Here is a 20,305-nt window from a genome sequence, read left to right on the forward strand (position 1 = left end):
GGTGGGCGATGCTTGGCTTCATTTAAGTGGTCTTTTCCTGCCCGCCGTTTTTGTCCAGCCCCAACGGAGAGCTGCCATGACTGATTCCCCCGATCGTGACGAACGCCACCTGGCGCGCATGCTGCGCAAAAAAGCGGTGATTGACGAGCGCATTGCCAATTCACCGAACGAATGCGGTTTGCTGCTGGTATTGACCGGCAACGGCAAAGGCAAGAGCAGCTCGGCCTTTGGCATGCTCGCCCGGGCCATGGGGCACGGTATGCAATGCGGCGTGGTGCAGTTCATCAAGGGCCGCAACAGCACCGGGGAAGAGCTGTTCTTCCGCCGCTTCCCCGAGCAGGTGCGTTTCCATGTGATGGGCGAGGGCTTTACCTGGGAGACCCAGGACCGCCAGCGTGATATCGCCGCTGCCGAAGCGGCCTGGAAAGTCTCCCGGGAAATGTTGCAGGACCCGTCCATCGGCCTGGTGGTGCTGGATGAGCTGAATATCGCGCTCAAGCACGGCTATCTCGACCTCGACCAGGTGCTTGGCGACCTGCAAGCTCGCCCACCCATGCAGCATGTGCTGGTCACCGGGCGTGGCGCCAAGCCAGAACTGATTGAAATGGCCGACACCGTCACCGAAATGGGCATGCTCAAGCATGCGTTCCAGGCCGGTATCAAGGCACAGAAGGGCATCGAACTTTGAACCAGCCGCGCCATTGCCCTGCCGTGCTGATCGCCGCGCCGGCGTCAGGCCAGGGCAAGACCACCGTCACCGCCGCCCTGGCCCGTTTGCACCGCAACCTGGGGCGCAAGGTCCGGGTGTTCAAGTGCGGCCCGGACTTTCTCGACCCGATGATCCATGAGCGCGCCAGTGGTGCGCCGGTCTATCAATTGGACATGTGGATGGTCGGCGAGCAGGAAAGTCGCCGCCTGCTGTGGGAAGCAGCGGGGGAGGCGGACCTGATCCTGATCGAGGGCGTGATGGGCCTGTTCGACGGCACACCTTCCAGCGCCGACCTGGCGCGCCATTTTGGCGTGCCGGTACTGGCAGTGATCGATGGCACCGCCATGGCCCAGACGTTTGGCGCCCTGGCGCTGGGGCTGGCGCGTTACCAGGCAGACCTGCCGTTCGCCGGGGTCCTGGCCAACCGTGTCGGCACCGTGCGCCACGCCCAACTGCTCGAAGGCAGCTTGACCGAAGGCCTGCGCTGGTACGGCGCACTGTCCCGGGAAACCGGCATTGAGCTGCCCAGCCGTCACCTGGGCCTGGTGCAGGCCAGCGAGCTGAATGACCTGGACCTGCGCCTGGATGCTGCCGCCGCCGCCCTGGCCAGCAGTTGCGAGGTAGCGCTGCCACCGCCGGTGGAATTCGCTGCGCCCGAGCTGATCGAAGCCCAGCCGTTGCTGACCGGGGTGCGGATTGCCGTGGCCCGTGACGAAGCCTTTGCCTTCACCTACGGCGCCAGCCTGGATTTGCTGCGAGCGATGGGCGCGCAGTTGCACTTCTTCTCGCCGATCCATGACCGCGTGCTGCCCGACGCCGACAGCCTCTATCTGCCCGGTGGCTACCCGGAACTGCATCATCAGGCGCTGTCGCAAAATAGCGCGATGCTGCAGGCGATCCGTGCCCATCACGCTGCCGGCAAACCGTTGCTGGCTGAATGCGGGGGCATGCTCTACCTGCTCGATTCCTTGACCGATGTCGAGGGCACGCGCGCCGAACTGCTGGGCCTGCTGCAAGGCGATGCGGTCATGCAAAAACGCCTGGCGGCCCTGGCCCTACAAACGGTCGAGCTGCCGGAAGGCGTGCTGCGCGGGCATACCTATCATCATTCCCTGACCAGCACGCAGTGGCAGCCGATTGCCCGTGGCCTGAGCCCCAACGGCGGGCGCGGCGCCGAGGCGGTGTATCGCCAGGGGCGGATGACGGCTTCCTATGTGCACTTTTACTTCCCGTCGAACCCGGCTGCGGTGGCCGCGTTGTTTGCGCCAGACCGGCAAGCCGGCATGGCAGGCGACCACGGTTCAAATGTGGGAGCGGGCTTGCCCGCGATAGGGCCATGACCGACCACGCCTACCCCCAGGCCGAGCGCGACGCGATCTACCGCGCCATCGCCGAACGTCGCGACATGCGCCACTTCAGCGGCGGCACCGTCGCCCCCGAGCTGCTGCAGCGCCTGCTGCAGGCCGCGCACCAGGCCCCCAGCGTCGGCCTGATGCAGCCCTGGCGCTTTATCCGCATCAGCGACCGCAACCTGCGCGGGCAGATCCAGCAGTTGGTGGAAGCCGAACGCATCCGTACCGCGCAAGCCCTGGGCGAGCGTTCGGACGATTTCATGAAGCTCAAGGTCGAAGGCATCCACGACTGCGCCGAGGTGCTGGTGGCGGCGTTGATGGATGATCGCGAGCGGCATATTTTCGGGCGCCGGACCTTGCCGGAAATGGACCTGGCGTCGCTGTCCTGCGCGATCCAGAATCTATGGCTGGCCTCCCGCGCCGAAGGCCTGGGCATGGGCTGGGTGTCGTTGTTCGAACCCCAGGACCTGGCCGACCTGCTCGGCCTGCCGCCCGGCGCCAAGCCGCTGGCCGTGCTGTGCCTGGGCCCGGTGACGGAGTTCTACCCGGCACCGATGTTGCAACTTGAGGGCTGGACCGAACCGCGTCCGCTGAGTGACATGCTGTATGAGAATTATTGGGGAGTGAGTCAATGAGTGTGGCCTTGCTGAGCGTCGCCGCAGTGGCGCTGGATGCGCTGTTGGGCGAGCCCAGGCGCTGGCATCCGCTGGTGGCGTTCGGCAATTTTGCCGGGCGCATCGAGCAGCGTTTCAACTCTGCGGGGCGCGGCTGGCGCAGCCATGGCGTGACCGCGTGGTTTATCACGGTGATACCGCTGACCTTGCTGGCCACGGCCTTGTCCTGGGCGCCTTACTTCGGCTGGGTGATCGAGATCCTCGCGTTGTACCTGGCCCTGGGCATGCGCAGCCTGGGTGAGCACGTGCTACCGGTGGCCCAGGCCCTGCGCAGCGGGGACCTGGACGAGGCGCGCACGCGTGTCAGTTACCTGGTCAGCCGTCAGACCAGCGAATTGGACAGCACCGAAGTGGCGCGCGCGGCCACCGAGTCGGTGCTGGAAAACGGCAGCGATGCGGTGTTCGCCGCACTGTTCTGGTTTGTCGTGGCCGGGGTGCCGGGCGTGGTGCTGTACCGCCTGAGCAATACCCTGGATGCCATGTGGGGCTATCGCAACGAACGCTTTGAGCGCTTTGGCTGGGCGGCGGCGAAGATTGACGATGTGCTCAATTACATTCCGGCACGCTTGGTTGCGTTGACCTACGCCGTGCTCGGCAAGACCCGCCTGGCGCTCACATGCTGGCGCCGCCAGGGCCCGACCTGGGACAGCCCGAATGCCGGGCCGGTGATGGCTGCGGGCGCGGGCGCCCTGGGTGTCGAGTTGGGCGGGGCGGCGATTTATCACGGCGAGTTGCACCAGCGTCCGACCCTTGGCGAAGGGCCGCCGGCCGATGCCGATTCCATCGAGCGTGGCTGGCAACTGGTGCAGCGCGGCGTGTGGCTGTGGGTGTTGATCCTGTGTGCGGGGGCGCAATTCTATGCTTGAACACGGTGGACGGCTGCGCAAGGCGGCGTTGCAGTACGGCATCGCCCAGGAAGACTGGCTGGACCTGTCCAGTGGCCTCGCGCCCTGGCCCTGGCCAATCCCGCCCATCCCGCTGCGGGCCTGGGCCCGCCTGCCAGAGACCGATGACGGCCTGGAGCAGGCCGCCTGCGACTACTACGGCGCAGCCCAGGTGCTGCCGGTGCCGGGTTCCCAGGCGGCGATCCAGCTGCTGCCGCGCCTGCGCCGGGCGGGCAAGGTCGGCGTGTTGTCGCCGTGCTACGCCGAGCATGCCCAAGCCTGGCGCCGCGCCGGTTACATCGTGCGCGAGGTGCTGGAGCAGGAAGTCGACTTCTTCCTCGATAGCCTCGACGTGCTGGTGGTGGTCAATCCCAACAATCCGACCGGCCTGAGCCTTACGCCCCAGCGCCTGCTGGATTGGCATGCACGCCTGGCCCAGCGCGGTGGTTGGTTGGTGGTGGATGAAGCCTTTATGGACAACACCCCGCACTTGAGCCTGGCGAGCCAGGCCAATCAAGTGGGGTTGATTGTGTTGCGCTCGTTCGGCAAGTTTTTCGGCCTGGCCGGGGTGCGCCTGGGCTTTGTATTGGCCGAGCGCAAGCTGCTCAAGCTGCTGGCCGAGCAGGTCGGCCCGTGGGCGGTGAGCGGGCCGACGCGGGAGTTGGGCCAGGTGTGCCTGCGCGACAGTACCGGCCACACCTACCAGCGCCAGCGCTGCGAAGACGCCAGCCAGCGTCTGTTTCGCCTGTTGGAGCAGTATGGCCTGCGCCCACAAGGCGGCTGCGCGCTGTTCCAGTGGCTGATCACCGAACGCGCCGAGCTGCTACATGAGTTCATGGCCCAGCGCGGCATCCTGCTGCGCCTGTTTGTCCACGAAAGCAGCCTGCGTTTTGGCCTGCCCGGGACTGACGCCGATTGGCTGCGCCTCGAACACGCCCTGACTGCCTGGAAGCAAACTTCATGACCACCCTGATGGTGCAAGGCACCACCTCCGACGCGGGCAAAAGCACCCTGGTGACCGCGCTGTGCCGCTGGGTCGTGCGCCAGGGCGTGCCGGTGGTGCCCTTCAAGCCGCAGAACATGGCGCTCAACAGTGCGGTCACGGCAGAAGGGGGCGAGATCGGCCGCGCCCAGGCCGTGCAGGCCCAGGCCGCCAACCTGGCGCCGCACACCGACATGAACCCGGTGCTGCTCAAGCCCAATAGCGACACCGGCTCCCAGGTGATCATCCATGGCCATGCCGTGACCAGCATGAATGCAGTGGCCTATCACGATTACAAAGCCATCGCCATGCAGGCGGTGCTGGCCTCCCATGCGCGCCTGAGCGCGGCCTACCCGGTGGTGATGGTCGAAGGCGCAGGCTCGCCGGCCGAGATCAACCTGCGGGCCAACGACATTGCCAATATGGGGTTTGCTGAAGCGGTGGATTGCCCGGTGCTGCTGATCGCCGACATCAATCGCGGCGGGGTGTTTGCTCATCTGGTGGGCACGCTGGAGTTGCTGTCGCCGTCGGAGCAGGCGCGGGTCAAGGGCTTTATCATCAACCGCTTCCGTGGCGATATCGCCCTGCTGCAACCGGGCCTCGACTGGCTTGAGGCGCGCACCGGCAAACCGGTGGTGGGCGTTCTGCCGTACGTGATGGACCTGCACCTGGAAGCCGAGGATGGCATCGACCAGCGCCAGATCGACAAGGCGGCGCAGGTGCTCAAGGTGGTGGTGCCGGTATTGCCGCGCATCAGCAACCACACCGACTTCGACCCGTTGCGCCTGCATCCCCAGGTGGATCTGCAGTTTGTCGGGCCGGGCCAGGCAATCCCCGCCGCCGACCTGATCATCCTGCCCGGCTCGAAAAGCGTGCGCAGCGACCTGGCCTATCTGCGCGTCAATGGCTGGGACCGCGCGATTGCCCGGCACTTGCGCTATGGCGGCAAAGTCCTGGGCATCTGCGGTGGCCTGCAAATGCTGGGTGAGCAGGTCCACGATCCGCTGGGCCTGGAAGGCGCGGCGGGTTCCAGCGCTGGCCTGGGCCTGCTGGCGTTCAGCACCACCCTGGAAGCCGAGAAACAATTGCGCAATGTGCGCGGCCGGCTGGTGCTGGAAGAGGCGCCGGTCAGTGGTTATGAGATCCATGCGGGCGTGACCCGAGGGCCTGCCCTGGAGCAGGCGGCGGTGCGCCTGGATGATGGCCGCAGCGACGGTGCTTGTAGCGATGATGGGCAGATCCTTGGCACTTATCTGCACGGCCTGTTCGAGACGCCCGCCGCATGCAGCGCCTTGCTGCGCTGGGCCGGTTTGCAGGATGTGCAGGAAGTCGATTACCACGGCCTGCGCGAGCGCGATATCGAGCGCCTGGCGGATTTGGTGGAGCAGCATCTGGATACCCGATTGCTGCGCCAGTTATGTGGCATTTGAGGGCTTGACCATGTTGCAACTGATCCTCGGCGGCGCCCGCTCCGGTAAAAGCCGCCTGGCCGAACAACTCGCCAGCGACAGCGCCATGCCCGTCACCTATATCGCTACCAGCCAGCCCCTGGACGGTGAAATGAACGCGCGCGTGGCCCTGCATCGCCAGCGTCGTCCCAGCCATTGGGGGCTGATCGAGGAACCGCTGGAATTGGCGCGGGTGCTGCGTGAAAACGCGGCGCCTGGGCATTGCCTGCTGGTCGATTGCCTGACCCTGTGGCTCACCAACCTGTTGCTGCTGGACGACCCACAGCGCCTGGGCGTCGAGCGTGAATCCCTGCTGGACTGCCTGGCGTCGCTGCCGGGGGAAATCATTTTTGTCAGCAACGAGACCGGTCTGGGTGTCGTGCCGCTGGGCGAATTGACTCGCCGCTATGTGGATGAAGCCGGTTGGCTGCATCAAGCCTTGGCCGAGCGTTGTCAGCGTGTAGTGCTGACCGTTGCGGGCCTGCCCCTGACTTTGAAAGGTACTGCGTTATGAGCCAATCCTGGTGGCTGCAACCCTGCAAGGCGCTGGACGCCACGGCCTATGAACAAGCCCTGGCCCGCCAGCAGCAACTGACCAAGCCCGCCGGGTCGCTGGGGCAACTGGAGGCGCTGGCAGTGCAACTGGCCGGGTTGCAAGGCCGGGTCAAGCCAACGGTCGAGCAGGTATGGATCGCGATCTTTGCTGGCGATCACGGTGTGGTCGCCGAAGGCGTCTCGGCCTATCCCCAGGAAGTCACCGGGCAGATGCTGCACAACTTTGTCAGCGGCGGTGCGGCGATCAGCGTGCTGGCCCGGCAACTGGGTGCACAGCTGGAAGTGGTGGACCTGGGCACCGTGACGCCATCGCTCGACCTGCCGGGCGTGCGCCACCTGAATATCGCCCCGGGCACGGCCAATTTTGTGCTGGGCGCGGCCATGACCGAGGCCCAGGGTCAGTTGGCCCTGGCGGCGGGGCGTGACAGCGTGCAGCGGGCGATCAACGCTGGTGCGCAGCTGTTTATTGGCGGCGAGATGGGCATCGGCAACACCACTGCCGCCAGTGCACTGGCCTGCGCCTTGCTCGATTGCCAGGTCAGCGACCTGACCGGCCCCGGCACCGGCCTGAATGCCCAGGGCGTAAGCCATAAAGTGGCGGTGATCGAGCGCGCCCTGGCGTTGCATGCCGGGCAGCGGGGCGACCCGTTGCAGACCCTGTTCAACCTCGGTGGCCTAGAGATTGCGGGGTTGGTGGGGGCGTATCTGGCCTGCGCCCAGGCGGGGGTGGTAGTGCTGGTCGACGGGTTTATCTGCACCGTCGCGGCGCTGGTCGCCACGCGCCTGAACCCGTCTTGCCGGCCATGGCTGTTGTTCGGCCATCGGGGCGCCGAGCCGGGCCATCGCCATGTGTTGCAAAGCCTTGAAGCCCAGCCGCTGCTGGAACTGGGCCTGCGCCTGGGCGAGGGTAGCGGTGCGGCGCTGGCGGTGCCCCTGTTACGCCTGGCCTGTGCGTTGCACGGGCAGATGGCGACGTTCGCAGAAGCCGCCGTGGCGGATCGCCCGGCATGACCTTGCACCTGGACCTGCTGCGCCATGGTGAAACCGAACTGGGCGGCGGTTTGCGCGGCAGCCTGGATGATGCGCTGACCGCCAAGGGTTGGGCGCAGATGCGCGAGGCGGTGCTGGCGCGCGGGCCGTGGGATCGACTGGTCAGCTCGCCGCTGCAGCGCTGCGCGCGTTTCGCTGAAGAGTTGGGCGCACGCCTGAACCTGCCGGTGAGCCTGGAACAGGATCTACAGGAGCTGCATTTCGGCGCTTGGGAAGGGCAGAGCGCGGCGCAGTTGATGGAGACCGACGCCGAGGCGCTGGGCCTGTTCTGGGCGGATCCCTATAGCTTTACGCCGCCGGATGGCGAGCCTGTCGAGGCGTTTTCCCAGCGCGTGCGCGGCGCCCTCCTACGTCTGCATCAGCTGTATGCCGGACAACGGGTGCTGTTGGTCAGCCATGGTGGTGTCATGCGTTTACTGCTGGCCCAGGCCCGTGGCTTGCCCCGTGAACAGTTGCTGAATGTCGAGGTCGGCCACGGCGGCCTGTTCAGCCTGCGGGTCGAAGCCGATGGCATGTTGAGCGAGGGCGCCTGAATGTTGCCGTTCTGGATTGCCTTGCAGTTTCTCAGCAGCTTGCCGATCCGCCTGCCGGGCATGCCGCAACCCCAGGAGCTGGGGCGCTCGCTGCTGTTTTATCCGCTGGTGGGGCTGTTGTTCGGGCTGCTGCTGTGGGGCTTGAACACGCTGTTGATGGGCGCGCCTTTGCTGTTGCATGCGGCCCTGCTGCTGACGGCCTGGGTGTTGCTCAGTGGCGGCCTGCACCTGGATGGCCTGGCGGACAGCGCTGACGCCTGGCTGGGCGGTTTTGGCGACCGCGAACGCACCTTGAGCATCATGAAAGACCCGCGCAGCGGCCCGATTGCGGTGGTGACCCTGGGCTTGGTGCTGCTGCTCAAATTCACCGCGCTGGTGGCGCTGATCGAGCAACACAATGGCGCTGCGTTGATCCTCGCGCCGTTGATCGGGCGCAGCTCGCTGCTGGCACTGTTTCTCACCACCCGCTATGTGCGCGCCGGGGGCCTGGGCCAGGCGCTGGCTGACCACTTGCCACGGATTGTTGGGCAGCAGGTGCTGATCCTCAGCGGCCTGGCGTGTGTGTTGATCGGCGGTTTCAGTGGCGGGATTGCGGTGTTGCTAGCGGCCATCTGCTTTGTGGGCTTGCGGCAACTGATGATCAATCGGCTGGGCGGCACCACCGGTGATACGGCCGGCGCCTTGCTGGAGCTGCTTGAGGTAGCGGTGTTGATCGGTCTGGCTCTGTAACACTTTCTTGCATTTCCTTAATCGCGGGTATATACACGTTCCATGCTTGCCTCCCAATGTTTATGCACCAACCTGCGTCGTGCCGCCCGTGGCGTCAGCAGGCACTATGACGGCGCCCTCGATGGCTTCGGGATCAACGTCGCCCAGTATTCCTTGCTGTGTAACCTGCAGCGCCTGAACCAGCCGAGTATTTCTACCCTGGCCGATGCGATGGGCCTGGATCGCAGCACCCTGGGGCGTAACCTGCGGGTGTTGGAGGGTGAAGGCCTGGTGCGGTTGGTGGAGGGCGATGACCTGCGCAACCGTTTGGTCGTGCTCACGGAGGAAGGCAAACAGCGCCTGGCGGCCGCGTTGCCGGCCTGGGAAGCGGCGCAGCAGAAACTGATTGATAAGTTAGGCGTGCAAAAACGCGAAACCCTGTTGACCTTGCTGGATGAACTCGCTTAAAAGCGGGCTTGTTCGAATACAAGCGGGTATATACCCGTAGCGGAGAATAATAATGACCTCGATGTGGCGTACCAGTGGCTGGATTCTTGTCGGGAGTGCGCTGATCCTGGCCCTTTCCCTGGGCGTGCGACATGGCTTTGGCCTGTTCCTGGCGCCCATGAGCGCCGAGTTTGGCTGGGGTCGTGAAACCTTCGCCTTCGCCATCGCCCTGCAGAACCTGATCTGGGGCCTGGCGCAGCCGTTCACCGGGGCCCTGGCCGACCGCTTTGGCGCGGCCAAAGTCGTGATGATCGGTGGCGTGCTGTATGCCTTGGGCCTGGTGTTCATGGGGTTGTCCGATTCGGCGTGGTCGCTGTCGTTGAGTGCCGGCTTGTTGATCGGGATCGGCCTGTCCGGTACCTCGTTCTCGGTGATCCTCGGCGTGGTCGGGCGTGCCGTGGCCCCGGAAAAACGCAGCATGGCCATGGGCATTGCCAGCGCCGCCGGGTCTTTTGGCCAGTTCGCCATGTTGCCGGGCACCCTGGGCCTGATTGGCTGGCTGGGCTGGTCCGCCGCCTTGCTGATGCTGGGCCTGCTGGTGGCGCTGATCGTGCCGCTGGTGACGATGATCAAGGACCGCCCGCTGCCGGCGGTGGCAGGCCAGCAAACCCTGCGCGAGGCCCTGCACGAAGCCTGTTCCCATTCCGGTTTCTGGTTGCTGGCCTTTGGCTTTTTTGTCTGCGGATTCCAGGTGGTGTTTATCGGTGTGCACTTGCCGGCCTACCTGGTGGACCAGCATCTGCCGGCGACCGTCGGCACCACGGTGCTGGCGCTGATCGGCCTGTTCAACATCTTCGGCACCTACACCGCAGGCTGGCTCGGCGGGCGGATGTCCAAGCCACGTTTGCTTACCGCGTTGTACCTGCTGCGGGCGGTGGTGATCGTGTTGTTCCTGTGGGCGCCGGTGACGCAAATGAGTGCCTACCTGTTCGGCATGGCCATGGGCTTTTTGTGGCTGTCGACCGTGCCGCTGACCAATGGCACCGTGGCGACCTTGTTTGGCGTAAGAAACCTGTCGATGCTGGGTGGGATCGTGTTCCTGTTCCATCAGTTGGGCTCGTTCCTCGGCGGCTGGCTGGGGGGCGTGGTCTATGATCGAACCGGTAGCTACGATTTGATCTGGCAGGTGGCGATCGTCTTGAGCCTGGTCGCGGCCGCCCTTAACTGGCCTGTGCGTGAGCGACCTGTGGCCAGGTTGCAAGCGCAGATGGGGGTTGCATGAACTCGATCGGGTACTGGGTTGGCGCAGCCGGCCTGCTGACGTTGTTGCTGCTGGCCTGGTGGGGCTGGCAGCGCAGCGGGCTGGCGTTGATGCAACTGGGTATGTCGATCTGTTAAGTTGCTTGCCTGACTTTGTCCAAGGACACCCCACATGTTAATGCGTTGGCTTGCAGTACCCGCCCTGATGATGGCCTTTGGTGGTGTCGCCATGGCCGCCGATTGCCCGACGTTGCTTGAAGGCCAATTGCCGAAGTTGCGTGCCAAGGAATCCATCGATCTGTGCCAGCGCTTTGCCGGCAAGCCTCTGGTGATCGTCAATACCGCCAGCTTTTGTGGGTTCGCCCCGCAGTTCAAGGGCCTGGAGGCGTTGTATCAGCGCTACAAGGGCGATGGCCTGGAAGTGATTGGCGTGCCTTCCGATGACTTCAAGCAGGAAGCCAAGACGGGCGAGGAGACGGCCAAGGTCTGCTACGTGAATTACGGCGTGACCTTCACCATGACCGAGCCACAGAAGGTCAGGGGCCCTGATGCGGTACACCTGTTCAAGGTCCTGGCCGAACAAAGCAACGCGCCGAAATGGAATTTCTACAAGTACGTGGTAGATCGCCGGGGCAAGGTGATCGCCAGCTTCTCCAGCCTGACCAAGCCGGACAGCCCGGAGCTGATCGAGGCTGTGGAGCAGGCGCTGGCGTCCAAGCCCTGATTATCGGCCACTAAAAAGCCCCGCTTCCTGTGCAGGAGAGCGGGGCTTTTTTATGCAGCGTTGGATCAGAACTTGTACGTCATGCCCAGGCCAAAACCGTTGGCGCTGTTTTCATATTTGGCGTTGTACGTCTGGCCCAGCTTGTTGTGGCTGTTGACCTTGATGTCTTCTTCCTGGAGGTACGAGTAAGCCAGGTCGATGGTCATGTTATCCATGACCGCGTAGCCCAGGCCAACACTGAAGATTGTCCGGTCGCCGGTAGGGATACGTGGCGAACGATTAGTGTTGTTGGTAGGCGACTGGTCGAAGGTCAGGCCGGTCCGCAGGACCACTTGCTTGGTCAGTTGGTACGAGGTACCGACTGCGTAAGCCCAGGTGTCGTGCCAGTTCTGTTCTTCCGTGATGGTGCCCACCAGCTGTGGTGCTGCACCGCCGCCGTTGCCCGCAGTGACACCTTCGTTGTTGACGGTGATGTCTTTCAGGCGGCTCCAGCGTGTCCAGGTCGCACCGGCATACAGCTTCCAGGCATCGCTCATGTCCTGGGTCACCGACAGGTCCCAGGATTCAGGGGTGTCGATCTTCAGCGAAGCGTCGTAGCGGTTGCCGCGCAGCAACTGGCCTGGAACGCCGGTGCCTGGGGACACTTCGGTGTGGCCTTCGAGCTTGTACTTCACTTTCGAGTGGTAGGTCAGGCCCACGCGAGTGGTGTCGGTGGCTTGTACCAGCACGCCAACGTTAAAGCCCAGGGCGGTATCGTCACCCTTGATCTTGATGTTGTTGACGGCGTTAGGCACTTGCGGCAGCGAAACATCCGACTCCAGCGTACCGGCGATGCGGTTGAAGGTCGGACCGAAACCTACGGACACCCGGTCGTTGAAGGCATAGCTGACAGTTGGCTGGAAGGTAATGACCTTCACTTCGCTCTTGCTGCCAAAGCCGCGACCCTGGAAGCCACGTTCGTAGTCAGTGACCAGGCCGAACGGTGCATAGACGCCGAAACCGACTGCCCACTGCTCGTTGAGTTTGTTGGTGTAAAAGCCGAACGGCACGGCAGTGAAAGGCACCATATCGCCTTTGTTGCTACCGGAAGTGTTGGTGTTGCCGCTGACCTGGCTGATATTGGTCGTGGCATCAATCGCTGCAACACCGCCTGTGACTTGCTGGCCTTCAAGGCGAGCCATACCGGCAGGGTTGCCAAAAACAGTGCTTGCATCATCGGCAGAAGAAGAACGGCCTGCGAAACCGGTACCCATCCCGCTAACACTCTGTTCGTTGAGGGCAAAGCCGCTTGCGAACAGTTGGGAAGAGGCCATGGCAACGGCGAGGCTAAGTGTGGTCTTGAGCATTACTTTTTTCATTATTAGAACTCCGTGGTGATCACCGCTGCGGAAAGTATCAATAAAATTAACTTAGCGCTATAGGCTGTAATATAGGAGATAGAGCGGTTTTGTAGGACAATCCGACCAAAATTGCCGCTTTTTGCCGAATCTTGCAAAGTGCCCGATCAGCAGGCGACCTGATTCATTGGGTTTACACAGGTTTGCCAGGCCTGGGTGTAATCGCGCAGCCGACCCTGGGGGTGAAATATTTCTTTCCAGATACGCGCCATGGCCAGCAGGTCGTCGGGTTGGGGCAGCTCGGGGCGATGTTGTTCCACCAGCGACCAGGCGATGGCGGTGGCGTAACGCAGGTTGACCGCCAGCTCCAGCTGCGGCCCGCTGAGGAAGGCATGCTGGCTGGCGAGGCCGCGCACCAGGCTTGCACGCTCGGGGTCCAGGGCCAGGTAGTTGTCCCACAGGGCTCTGTGACGCGGTTCGGTGATGCGATACAGGCCGTGGCCGCGCCGGTCGTGCAAGGCAGAACCCAGTTCCGATTGGCTGGCGGCAACTCCCAGCAGCAGGGTTTCTGCTGTCTGGCTGTGGCGACCGAGGTAAATCAGCGTGGGTCGGATCACATAACGACACAATTCGCCGGCGGCAATGCCCATAAAACCCTCGAAACCTTGAAAGTGGTCGACGAGGCCTGAGAAGGGGGGCTTGGCAGCGGTGAATCGGATCTCAGGCTCGCCGGAGGCGGATCATGCCGCCTGAGTTGAAGTGTAGTGTCAGATTCACGACGTAAAGGACTGTTTTTAAAATATTTCCGGCCGGTGGTTATAAGCGTTATATCTGTTTGGCCTAAAAGGAACTGCTGAAAAACCGAATCGCGGGCAATAAAAAACCCTGCCTTGCGGGCAGGGTTTTCGATGTTCAGCGTCGGGTCAATCAGGCAACCAGGGCCTGACGGGTACGCTCGATCACGGCCTGCAGCGGTTCTGCGCTGGAGTATTGATCGGGGTACAGGCGTTCGCTGTGACGAGCGATACCGTGTTCGTTGACCAGGGTGAAGCTGAAGCAGCCTTTGCGAGCGGCCATGATCAGGCAGTTCATTGGGGCAAAAGCATTGGTGAGGGTGCGAATGGCATCCTGAGTATGGATTTGAGTGGACATATTGTTGGTGTTCCTACAAATGACACGGATAAGATCCGTGCAACGTTAAAACGTTCCAGTGACGCTGATCACCATTGATCATGCGAAGAACCCGACTGGAACAAAGCAGCCAGTTTGAAGCGCTAAATAGTTTGGCGCGCTTGGGCTGGCAGGTAGGTACTTAGGAGGGCAGGCAACACAACAGGGGCAAAGGTTCTGGGCCCAGGGTGAAGATCCTGATCAATTTGCAGGTTGGTTCGGTCAGAGTATGGAAACTTCGCGACACCCTTTGCATTGTTCAAAGGCAGTGTCGTCGCAAGTGATACCTGGAAACCATCGAGGTGGTCGATCCCATCAAGATTGACAGAACTTCTCTTTAGGGAAGCTACATCGCGGGGATTTGTTCGACCAGAATTGACTTTCAGCTTGGTACTAACGCCGCAGATAGTAATGGCTTGAAACAGGTAAAGCAAGTGTGTTAGCCAAAATACTTTATTGGGGGCCAGGCCTCGGTCCGGGCTAGTGTGTCACCGGCGTAACGTTTTGCGCCGTGTGAGGGTGGGGATATAACCGCCAGGCAGGTAGTTGTGCACATTGGTTGCGCAGTGTGTCACCAGGATGGTGCGCGGCCCGATTGACCCACGAATGCCTGCATCGAAAATTTAAGTCAATGAAAAACCTGGCTTTTTTTTATTGGTGAAAAAATCGTCAGTTTAAGCGCGGCCCCCATTCCATGGGCCTTTGCGCGAGTTAAAGCACGGTTGTCCACTGAGTTATCCACAGCTTCTGTGGATTGTCCCGAGCGCTTGCTCTAGAACGGGCGTGCAGGGTTTTTTCAGCTTTACCCGTACGAAAAAAGGAGTAGAGTGGCGCGCCTTCCGTTCTGCCCTACAGTGCTTTATGAAGTTTCGCTCAGTATCACCTTCTGTTACCGACAACCCTGCTAGTGTTACCCCGCCCAAGCGTTTCTCCTTGAAGGTCGCCTTGTGGCTGCTGGATAGCCCGCGCATCGGCGATAACCCCAATATCAAGCATTTCGCCGGACGTTTGCTCAAGCAGCCGGCTCGTGAAGGTGTGGTCGTGGCACAGAGCCGCCTGGGCCTGTTGATGTGTCGCGAGTGCGGCAATGCCCGGGACCGCCGCATCGGCCATGACCTCCTGCGCCAGGCCGCCCGTGCCGGCGACGTGGGCGCCCAGCGTGAATTGGGTCAGCTCAAAGACTGAGCTGTCCACGAAGCGCCTGCTTGGTTAACCTTCCTCTTTTACCGTAATGGCAGGAATGGCTATGGCTTTTGACTGGACCAGTGTGGCACTGGGTCTCGCCGCTGCGGCGTTGCCTCTATCGGTCCTGTGCTGGCAGATCCAGCGCCGCCTGAACGCACGCCGTACCGGTTGGGAACTGCTGGAAGAGCGCCTGGCCACTGCGCAACTGGCCCAGGAAGGCCTGGCCGCGCAACTGGACGCCAGCCGCGACGAGATCAGCGACCTGAGCCAGGCCAATGCGGCCAAGCAGGCGGATCTGGCAGCGGTACGCCGGGAAGTCGAGTTGCTGCAAATCGATCGCGATAACGCGCGGGATGCGGCCCACGCCTGGAACATCGAGCGCTCCGCCAAGGAAGGTGAGCTACGCCGCCTGGATGCCTTGTCGGCCTCCCTGCGCGCCGAACTGCGTGAGCAGCAGGACAGCCATCAACAACGCCTCAACGACTTGCAAGGCTCGCGGGATGAATTGCGTGCGCAGTTCGCCGAGCTGGCCGGGAAAATCTTCGATGAGCGTGAGCAGCGGTTTGCCGAAACCAGCCAGCAGCGTCTGGGGCAATTGCTTGACCCGTTGAAGGAACGCATCCAGTCGTTCGAAAAGCGCGTGGAAGAAAGCTATCAGAATGAAGCGCGCGAGCGTTTTTCCCTGGGCAAGGAGCTGGAGCGCCTGCAGCAATTGAACCTGCGCCTGTCGGACGAAGCCACCAACCTGACCCGCGCCCTCAAGGGACAGAAGACCCAGGGCAACTGGGGCGAACTGATTCTGGAGCGCGTGCTGGAACATGCCGGCCTGGAGAAAGGCCGTGAGTACCAGACCCAGGTCAGCCTCAAGGGCCCGGATGGCGAGCGTTTCCAGCCGGACGTGCTAATCATGTTGCCGGGCGACAAGCAGGTGGTGGTGGACTCCAAGGTCAGCCTGACCGCCTATCAGCAGTACGTGGCGGCCGATGACGAGGTGATCGGCCAGGCCGCCCTCAAGCAGCATGTGCTGTCGTTGCGCAATCATGTCAAAAGCTTGGCCGGCAAGGACTATAAGCGCCTGGAAGGCCTGCACAGCCTGGATTTCGTGTTGTTGTTCGTACCCATCGAGGCGGCGTTTTCGGCCGCCTTGCAGGCCGAGCCGAACCTGTTCCAGGAGGCCTTCGATCGCCATATCGTGATCGTCAGCCCGACCACCTTGCTGGCGACCCTGCGGGTGATCGACAGCCTGTGGAAGCAGGAGCGGCAAAGCCAGAACGCCCGGGAAATCGCCGAACGCGCCGGCTGGCTGTACGACAAGTTCGTGCTGTTTATCCAGGACCTGGATGAAGTCGGCAATCGATTACAGCAGTTGGATAAGGCTTACAGTGCTGCGCGCAACAAGCTCACAGATGGTCGCGGCAATCTGGTCAGCCGGGTGGAGCAACTCAAGCTGCTGGGTGCGCGGGCCAGTAAAGGCTTGCCTGCCGATCTGTTGGAAAAAGCGATGACTGACGAAGATGGCGTCGCCCAGCTACCTGACTAGACACAGAACTCTATGTGGGAGCGGGCTTGCTCGCGAAAGCAGTGGGTCAGTCAACATCAATGTTTGCTGGGCCGACGTCTTCGCGGCGATGCGGCGATCCGACAAGCCCGCTCCTACAGGGGGGCTCGTTCACTTAACTGAGCGGTATTACGGCAAGCCAGCACCCGAACGTTACAACGGCAAATGCCGGTTCAGCAGTGCGCGCAATGCCGCCGGTTTTACCGGCTTGGCCAGGTAATCCAACCCCGCTGCATGTACCTCGGCCACCATCTCCGGACGGCCATCGGCGCTGATCACCACCCCAGGAATCGGCTCCGCCAGTTGCGCGCGCAGCCAGCCCATCAACTCCGTGCCGGTCTCGCCGTGGTCCAGGTGGTAATCCACCAATGCCAATTGCGGGCGCATGCCCTCGGCCAGCAACGCCGCGCATTGCGCCTGGTCGCGTGCGGTCCAGACCTGGCAGCCCCAACGACTCAACAGGCTGCGCATGCCAATCAGGATGCTGTCTTCGTTGTCCACGCACAGCACCTGGGCGCCGCTCAGTGGCAGGCCCTTGTCCGGTGTGGCCTGCACCTGCAAGCTGGTCTGTGCCTTGGCCAGCGGCACACTGACGCTGAACACGCTGCCTTTGCCTGGCCATGAGCGCACGCGCAAGCGGTGACCGAGCACGCGGCACAGCCCGTCGGCAATGGCCAGGCCAAGCCCCAGGCCCTTTTCGGCACGGGTCTGGTGGCTGTCCAGGCGCTTGAACTCTTCGAAGATGACTTTCTGTTTATCCAGCGGGATGCCTGGGCCACGGTCCCACACCTCCAAGCGCAGTTCGCCGCGACGCCGTCTTACACCCAGCAGTACTGGGCCGTGGGCATAGCGAAAAGCGTTGGTCAGGAAATTCTGCAGGATTCGCCGCAGCAGCTTGATATCACTGTCGATGCGCAAGCGGCTGCCGCGCAGGCGGAAACTCAAGCCTTGCTCCTGGGCCAGCACCTTGAACTCCGCGCCCAGGGCGTCGAACAGTTCACTCAAGGCAAACGGCTGGCGCTGAGGGTTGATCTTGCCGTTTTCCAGGCGGGAGATATCCAGCAAGTCGCTGATCAGGTCTTCGGCCGAGCGCAGCGAACTGTCCAAGTGCTGCACCAGTTGCCGGGCCTCGCCGGACAAGCCTTCGCTCTGGTGGGAGAGGGCGGCCGAGAACAGTCGCGCCGCGTTCAACGGTTGCATCAGGTCGTGACTGACGGCGGCGAGGAAGCGGGTTTTCGACTGGTTTGCCGACTCGGCCACGCCCTTGGCATCGGTCAGGGCCACGTTCAGTTGCGACAGTTCATGGGTGCGCTCGGTGACCCGCTGTTCCAGCCCTTCATTGGCCTCGGTCAGAGCCTGCTCGGCCTCGCGGAACGCAGTAATGTCAGTAAAACTCATGACAAACCCCCCGCCCGGCATCGGGTTGCCGATCAACTCGATCACCCGGCCGTTGGGAAACAGCCGTTCCGACGTATGTGCCCGGCCCTGGCGCATCCAGTGCAGGCGCCGCGCCACGTGGACTTCGGCCTCACCCGGGCCGCACAGCCCGCGCTCGGCGTTGTAGCGAATAATGTCGGCAATCGGCCGGCCGACGCTGATCAGGCCGTCGGGATAGTTGAACAGTTCCAGGTAGCGACGGTTCCAGGCCACCAGCTTGAGGGACTGATCCACCACGCTGATGCCCTGGGTGATGTTCTCGATGGCGCCTTGCAACAGCGCCCGGTTGAACTGCAGCACTTCGGAGGCTTCGTCTGCGATACGGACTACGTCCTCTAGCTGCATTTCGCGGCCTTCAATGGCCGCTTTCACCACCGCCCGTGTGGATGAGGCGCCGAGCACGCCAGCCAGCAGCCGTTCGGTGTGGGCAATCCAGTCGTTGTCGGCGTTCTGGTTGGGGTTAAAGCCTTTGCCTTGGCGATAGGCGAAGCGGATGAAGCTCTGCTGCGCGCGTTCCTCGCCAACAAACCGCGCGGCCAGGCTCAACAGGTCATTGATCTGCACCGACAGCATGGAGCGGGCGCTGGCGCGCTGGCTGGTTTCCTGGCCGATAAAGCGCCCGGCCTGCCAATGCTCCGACACCCGTGTACGCGACAGCACCGAGACCCAGGCAAACAGGGTGAAGTTACCGGCCAAAGACAGCACCACACCCTGGGTCAGTGGCGTGATCGGCAGCCCCAGCGGGTTGCCGTGCAGCCAGGCCAGGCCCGGGAAGATATTCAGCGACCAGCCCAGGCTATGGGCGGCAATCGGCAACACCAGGGTGTAGAACCACAGGAAGGTGCCTGCCGCCAGGCCGGCAAACACGCCGCGTCGGTTGGCTTGCTTCCAGTACAGTGCGCCGAGCATCGCCGGTGCCAGTTGGGTCACCGCAGCAAAGGCGATCTGGCCGATGGTCGCCAGGCTGGCGGTGGAACCGAGCAGGCGATAACTGACATAGGCCAGCAGCAGGATAATCACGATGCTGACCCGGCGTACCGAGAGCATCCAGTGGCGGAAGACTTCGAACGGGCGCTCGGCGTTGGTGCGGCGCAGCAGCCAGGGCAGCAACATATCGTTGGAAACCATGGTCGACAGCGCCACGCTCGCGACGATGACCATGCCGGTCGCCGCCGAAGCGCCGCCAATAAACGCCAGCAGCGCCAGGGCCGGATGGGCTTCGGCCAGGGGCAGGCTGATCACGTAGGAGTCCGGCAGCACCGAGCCGGGCAGCAGCATTTTGCCGCCCAGGGCAATCGGCACCACAAACAGCGCAGCCAGCACCAGGTACGCGGGGAACACCCACTTGGCCAGACGCAGGTCCTGGGGCTCGATGTTCTCCACCACGGTGACGTGGAACTGGCGGGGCAGGCAGATGATCGCCATCATCGCCACGCCAGTCTGCACCACCATCGACGGCCAGTTGACGGTCTCTTTCCAGTACTCCTCCAGCCTCGGCGCGAGCATGGCCTGGCTGAACAGATCGTTGAAACCGTCGTACAGGCCGTAGGTAACAAACGCACCGACGGCGAGAAATGCGAACAGCTTGACCAGGGATTCGAAGGCAATCGCCAGCACCATGCCACGGTGGTGCTCCGTGGCGTCGAGGTTGCGGGTACCGAATACGATGGTGAACAGTGCCAGCACCAGAGACACGATCAGGGCGGTGTCCTGGGCCCGCGTGCCGGTGGCATCGGCACCGGCGCCAATCAGCAGGTTGACCCCCAGCACGATGCCTTTGAGTTGCAGGGCAATATAAGGCAGCACGCCGACCAGGCAGATAAGCGCCACGACCACCGCCAGGGACTGGGATTTGCCATAGCGCGCAGCGATAAAGTCAGCGATGGAGGTAATGTTTTCCTGCTTGCTGATCAGAATCATCTTTTGCAGGACCCAGGGCGCCAGCACCAGAAGCAGGACGGGGCCCAGGTAGATCGGTAAAAATGCCCACAGCTGTTCAGCAGCCTGGCCCACAGCGCCGAAGAAGGTCCAACTGGTGCAGTACACCGCCAGCGACAGGCTATACACCCACGCGCGCACCCGTGGCGGCAGCGGCGCGCGGCGGCGGTCACCGTAGAAGGCGATGGCAAACATAATGGCCATGTAGGCCAGGGCAACGGCGGCGATCAGCCCGCTGGACAGCGTCATGAGTACTCCGGACATAAGAACACCCGGGCATTCCAGGCCCGGGGCGACAGTCTCGCATGATGGCCGGGGTTAGTCAGTGTCGACGAAGGTCGTGTAGGGGCGGTT

The 20,305-nt window shown here is 62.8% G+C and carries 19 protein-coding genes; 15 read left to right on the plus strand and 4 right to left on the minus strand.

Annotated elements, in window-relative coordinates:
• Positions 1-76: 76 nt before the first annotated feature.
• From cobO to HBO12_RS15385, 13 genes are all read left to right on the plus strand, one after another.
• Complete coding sequence (cobO, locus tag HBO12_RS15325; protein ID WP_032857045.1) at positions 77-688, plus strand: cob(I)yrinic acid a,c-diamide adenosyltransferase; 612 nt, start codon at positions 77-79, stop codon at positions 686-688.
• Positions 685-2,049, plus strand: a complete 1,365-nt coding sequence (locus tag HBO12_RS15330; RefSeq protein ID WP_170042594.1) for a cobyrinate a,c-diamide synthase — start codon at positions 685-687, stop codon at positions 2,047-2,049. The genes cobO and HBO12_RS15330 overlap by 4 nt, the downstream gene beginning before the upstream one ends.
• Complete coding sequence (bluB, locus tag HBO12_RS15335; protein WP_169955245.1) at positions 2,046-2,696, plus strand: 5,6-dimethylbenzimidazole synthase; 651 nt, start codon at positions 2,046-2,048, stop codon at positions 2,694-2,696. Before HBO12_RS15330 ends, bluB begins: the two co-directional genes overlap by 4 nt.
• The gene (gene cbiB, locus HBO12_RS15340) at positions 2,693-3,601 is read left to right on the plus strand and encodes an adenosylcobinamide-phosphate synthase CbiB (RefSeq protein WP_170042595.1); all 909 of its coding nucleotides are present in this window, start codon (positions 2,693-2,695) and stop codon (positions 3,599-3,601) included. The genes bluB and cbiB overlap by 4 nt, the downstream gene beginning before the upstream one ends.
• Positions 3,594-4,583, plus strand: a complete 990-nt coding sequence (cobD, locus tag HBO12_RS15345; protein ID WP_170042596.1) for a threonine-phosphate decarboxylase CobD — start codon at positions 3,594-3,596, stop codon at positions 4,581-4,583. The genes cbiB and cobD overlap by 8 nt, the downstream gene beginning before the upstream one ends.
• Entirely contained in the window at positions 4,580-6,031 is a 1,452-nt protein-coding gene (locus tag HBO12_RS15350) for a cobyric acid synthase (protein ID WP_170042597.1), read from the plus strand. The genes cobD and HBO12_RS15350 overlap by 4 nt, the downstream gene beginning before the upstream one ends.
• Before the next feature lie 10 nt (positions 6,032-6,041).
• On the plus strand, positions 6,042-6,563 hold the full coding sequence (cobU, locus tag HBO12_RS15355; RefSeq protein ID WP_170042598.1) for a bifunctional adenosylcobinamide kinase/adenosylcobinamide-phosphate guanylyltransferase: 522 nt from the start codon (positions 6,042-6,044) through the stop codon (positions 6,561-6,563).
• Entirely contained in the window at positions 6,560-7,615 is a 1,056-nt protein-coding gene (cobT, locus tag HBO12_RS15360) for a nicotinate-nucleotide--dimethylbenzimidazole phosphoribosyltransferase (protein ID WP_170042599.1), read from the plus strand. The genes cobU and cobT overlap by 4 nt, the downstream gene beginning before the upstream one ends.
• Positions 7,612-8,187 carry an alpha-ribazole phosphatase family protein gene (gene cobC, locus HBO12_RS15365; RefSeq protein ID WP_170042600.1) on the plus strand — a complete coding sequence of 192 codons (576 nt, stop codon included), beginning with the start codon at positions 7,612-7,614 and terminating at the stop codon, positions 8,185-8,187. The genes cobT and cobC overlap by 4 nt, the downstream gene beginning before the upstream one ends.
• The gene (locus tag HBO12_RS15370; protein WP_169955252.1) at positions 8,188-8,916 is read left to right on the plus strand and encodes an adenosylcobinamide-GDP ribazoletransferase; all 729 of its coding nucleotides are present in this window, start codon (positions 8,188-8,190) and stop codon (positions 8,914-8,916) included.
• A gap of 42 nt (positions 8,917-8,958) precedes the next feature.
• Positions 8,959-9,363 carry a MarR family winged helix-turn-helix transcriptional regulator gene (locus tag HBO12_RS15375; protein WP_170042601.1) on the plus strand — a complete coding sequence of 135 codons (405 nt, stop codon included), beginning with the start codon at positions 8,959-8,961 and terminating at the stop codon, positions 9,361-9,363.
• Between the two features lie 61 nt (positions 9,364-9,424).
• Positions 9,425-10,624 carry an MFS transporter gene (locus HBO12_RS15380; RefSeq protein WP_170042857.1) on the plus strand — a complete coding sequence of 400 codons (1,200 nt, stop codon included), beginning with the start codon at positions 9,425-9,427 and terminating at the stop codon, positions 10,622-10,624.
• 150 nt (positions 10,625-10,774) lie between these two features.
• Positions 10,775-11,326 carry a glutathione peroxidase gene (locus HBO12_RS15385; RefSeq protein WP_170042602.1) on the plus strand — a complete coding sequence of 184 codons (552 nt, stop codon included), beginning with the start codon at positions 10,775-10,777 and terminating at the stop codon, positions 11,324-11,326.
• Positions 11,327-11,391: 65 nt separating this feature from the next.
• On the opposite strand, the gene HBO12_RS15390 is transcribed toward HBO12_RS15385, so the two are convergent.
• The 3 genes from HBO12_RS15390 to HBO12_RS15400 form a co-directional block, all read right to left on the minus strand.
• Complete coding sequence (locus tag HBO12_RS15390) at positions 11,392-12,684, minus strand: OmpP1/FadL family transporter (protein WP_169955255.1); 1,293 nt, start codon at positions 12,682-12,684, stop codon at positions 11,392-11,394.
• A gap of 146 nt (positions 12,685-12,830) precedes the next feature.
• Complete coding sequence (locus HBO12_RS15395) at positions 12,831-13,313, minus strand: hypothetical protein (RefSeq protein WP_169955256.1); 483 nt, start codon at positions 13,311-13,313, stop codon at positions 12,831-12,833.
• Positions 13,314-13,590: 277 nt separating this feature from the next.
• Positions 13,591-13,815 carry a hypothetical protein gene (locus HBO12_RS15400; RefSeq protein ID WP_007898912.1) on the minus strand — a complete coding sequence of 75 codons (225 nt, stop codon included), beginning with the start codon at positions 13,813-13,815 and terminating at the stop codon, positions 13,591-13,593.
• Between the two features lie 879 nt (positions 13,816-14,694).
• Between HBO12_RS15400 and HBO12_RS15405 the strand changes: the two genes are divergently transcribed.
• Both HBO12_RS15405 and HBO12_RS15410 read left to right on the plus strand, forming a co-directional pair.
• Positions 14,695-15,018, plus strand: a complete 324-nt coding sequence (locus tag HBO12_RS15405; RefSeq protein ID WP_169955257.1) for a sel1 repeat family protein — start codon at positions 14,695-14,697, stop codon at positions 15,016-15,018.
• A 175-nt stretch (positions 15,019-15,193) separates the two neighbouring features.
• Positions 15,194-16,558, plus strand: coding sequence for a DNA recombination protein RmuC (locus HBO12_RS15410; protein ID WP_170042858.1), 1,365 nt, complete (start codon positions 15,194-15,196; stop codon positions 16,556-16,558).
• Between the two features lie 171 nt (positions 16,559-16,729).
• Here HBO12_RS15410 and HBO12_RS15415 read toward each other — a convergent pair whose 3' ends face one another.
• Positions 16,730-20,200, minus strand: a complete 3,471-nt coding sequence (locus tag HBO12_RS15415) for a hybrid sensor histidine kinase/response regulator (protein ID WP_169955886.1) — start codon at positions 20,198-20,200, stop codon at positions 16,730-16,732.
• Positions 20,201-20,305: the final 105 nt, after the last annotated feature.

Source organism: Pseudomonas sp. WS 5059, assembly GCF_012985525.1.
Taxonomy (GTDB): Bacteria; Pseudomonadota; Gammaproteobacteria; order Pseudomonadales; family Pseudomonadaceae; genus Aquipseudomonas.

Bases quoted from the DNA above. Each gene is read 5' to 3' on its own strand.
- cobO (WP_032857045.1), top strand. From the start codon at position 77: ATGACTGATTCCCCCGATCGTGACGAACGCCACCTGGCGCGCATGCTG.
- bluB (WP_169955245.1), top strand. From the start codon at position 2,046: ATGACCGACCACGCCTACCCCCAGGCCGAGCGCGACGCGATCTACCGC.
- cbiB (WP_170042595.1), top strand. From the start codon at position 2,693: ATGAGTGTGGCCTTGCTGAGCGTCGCCGCAGTGGCGCTGGATGCGCTG.
- cobD (WP_170042596.1), top strand. From the start codon at position 3,594: ATGCTTGAACACGGTGGACGGCTGCGCAAGGCGGCGTTGCAGTACGGC.
- HBO12_RS15350 (WP_170042597.1), top strand. From the start codon at position 4,580: ATGACCACCCTGATGGTGCAAGGCACCACCTCCGACGCGGGCAAAAGC.
- cobU (WP_170042598.1), top strand. From the start codon at position 6,042: ATGTTGCAACTGATCCTCGGCGGCGCCCGCTCCGGTAAAAGCCGCCTG.
- cobT (WP_170042599.1), top strand. From the start codon at position 6,560: ATGAGCCAATCCTGGTGGCTGCAACCCTGCAAGGCGCTGGACGCCACG.
- cobC (WP_170042600.1), top strand. From the start codon at position 7,612: ATGACCTTGCACCTGGACCTGCTGCGCCATGGTGAAACCGAACTGGGC.
- HBO12_RS15370 (WP_169955252.1), top strand. From the start codon at position 8,188: ATGTTGCCGTTCTGGATTGCCTTGCAGTTTCTCAGCAGCTTGCCGATC.
- HBO12_RS15375 (WP_170042601.1), top strand. From the start codon at position 8,959: ATGCTTGCCTCCCAATGTTTATGCACCAACCTGCGTCGTGCCGCCCGT.
- HBO12_RS15380 (WP_170042857.1), top strand. From the start codon at position 9,425: ATGTGGCGTACCAGTGGCTGGATTCTTGTCGGGAGTGCGCTGATCCTG.
- HBO12_RS15385 (WP_170042602.1), top strand. From the start codon at position 10,775: ATGTTAATGCGTTGGCTTGCAGTACCCGCCCTGATGATGGCCTTTGGT.
- HBO12_RS15390 (WP_169955255.1), bottom strand. From the start codon at position 12,684: ATGAAAAAAGTAATGCTCAAGACCACACTTAGCCTCGCCGTTGCCATG.
- HBO12_RS15395 (WP_169955256.1), bottom strand. From the start codon at position 13,313: ATGGGCATTGCCGCCGGCGAATTGTGTCGTTATGTGATCCGACCCACG.
- HBO12_RS15400 (WP_007898912.1), bottom strand. From the start codon at position 13,815: ATGTCCACTCAAATCCATACTCAGGATGCCATTCGCACCCTCACCAAT.
- HBO12_RS15405 (WP_169955257.1), top strand. From the start codon at position 14,695: ATGAAGTTTCGCTCAGTATCACCTTCTGTTACCGACAACCCTGCTAGT.
- HBO12_RS15415 (WP_169955886.1), bottom strand. From the start codon at position 20,200: ATGACGCTGTCCAGCGGGCTGATCGCCGCCGTTGCCCTGGCCTACATG.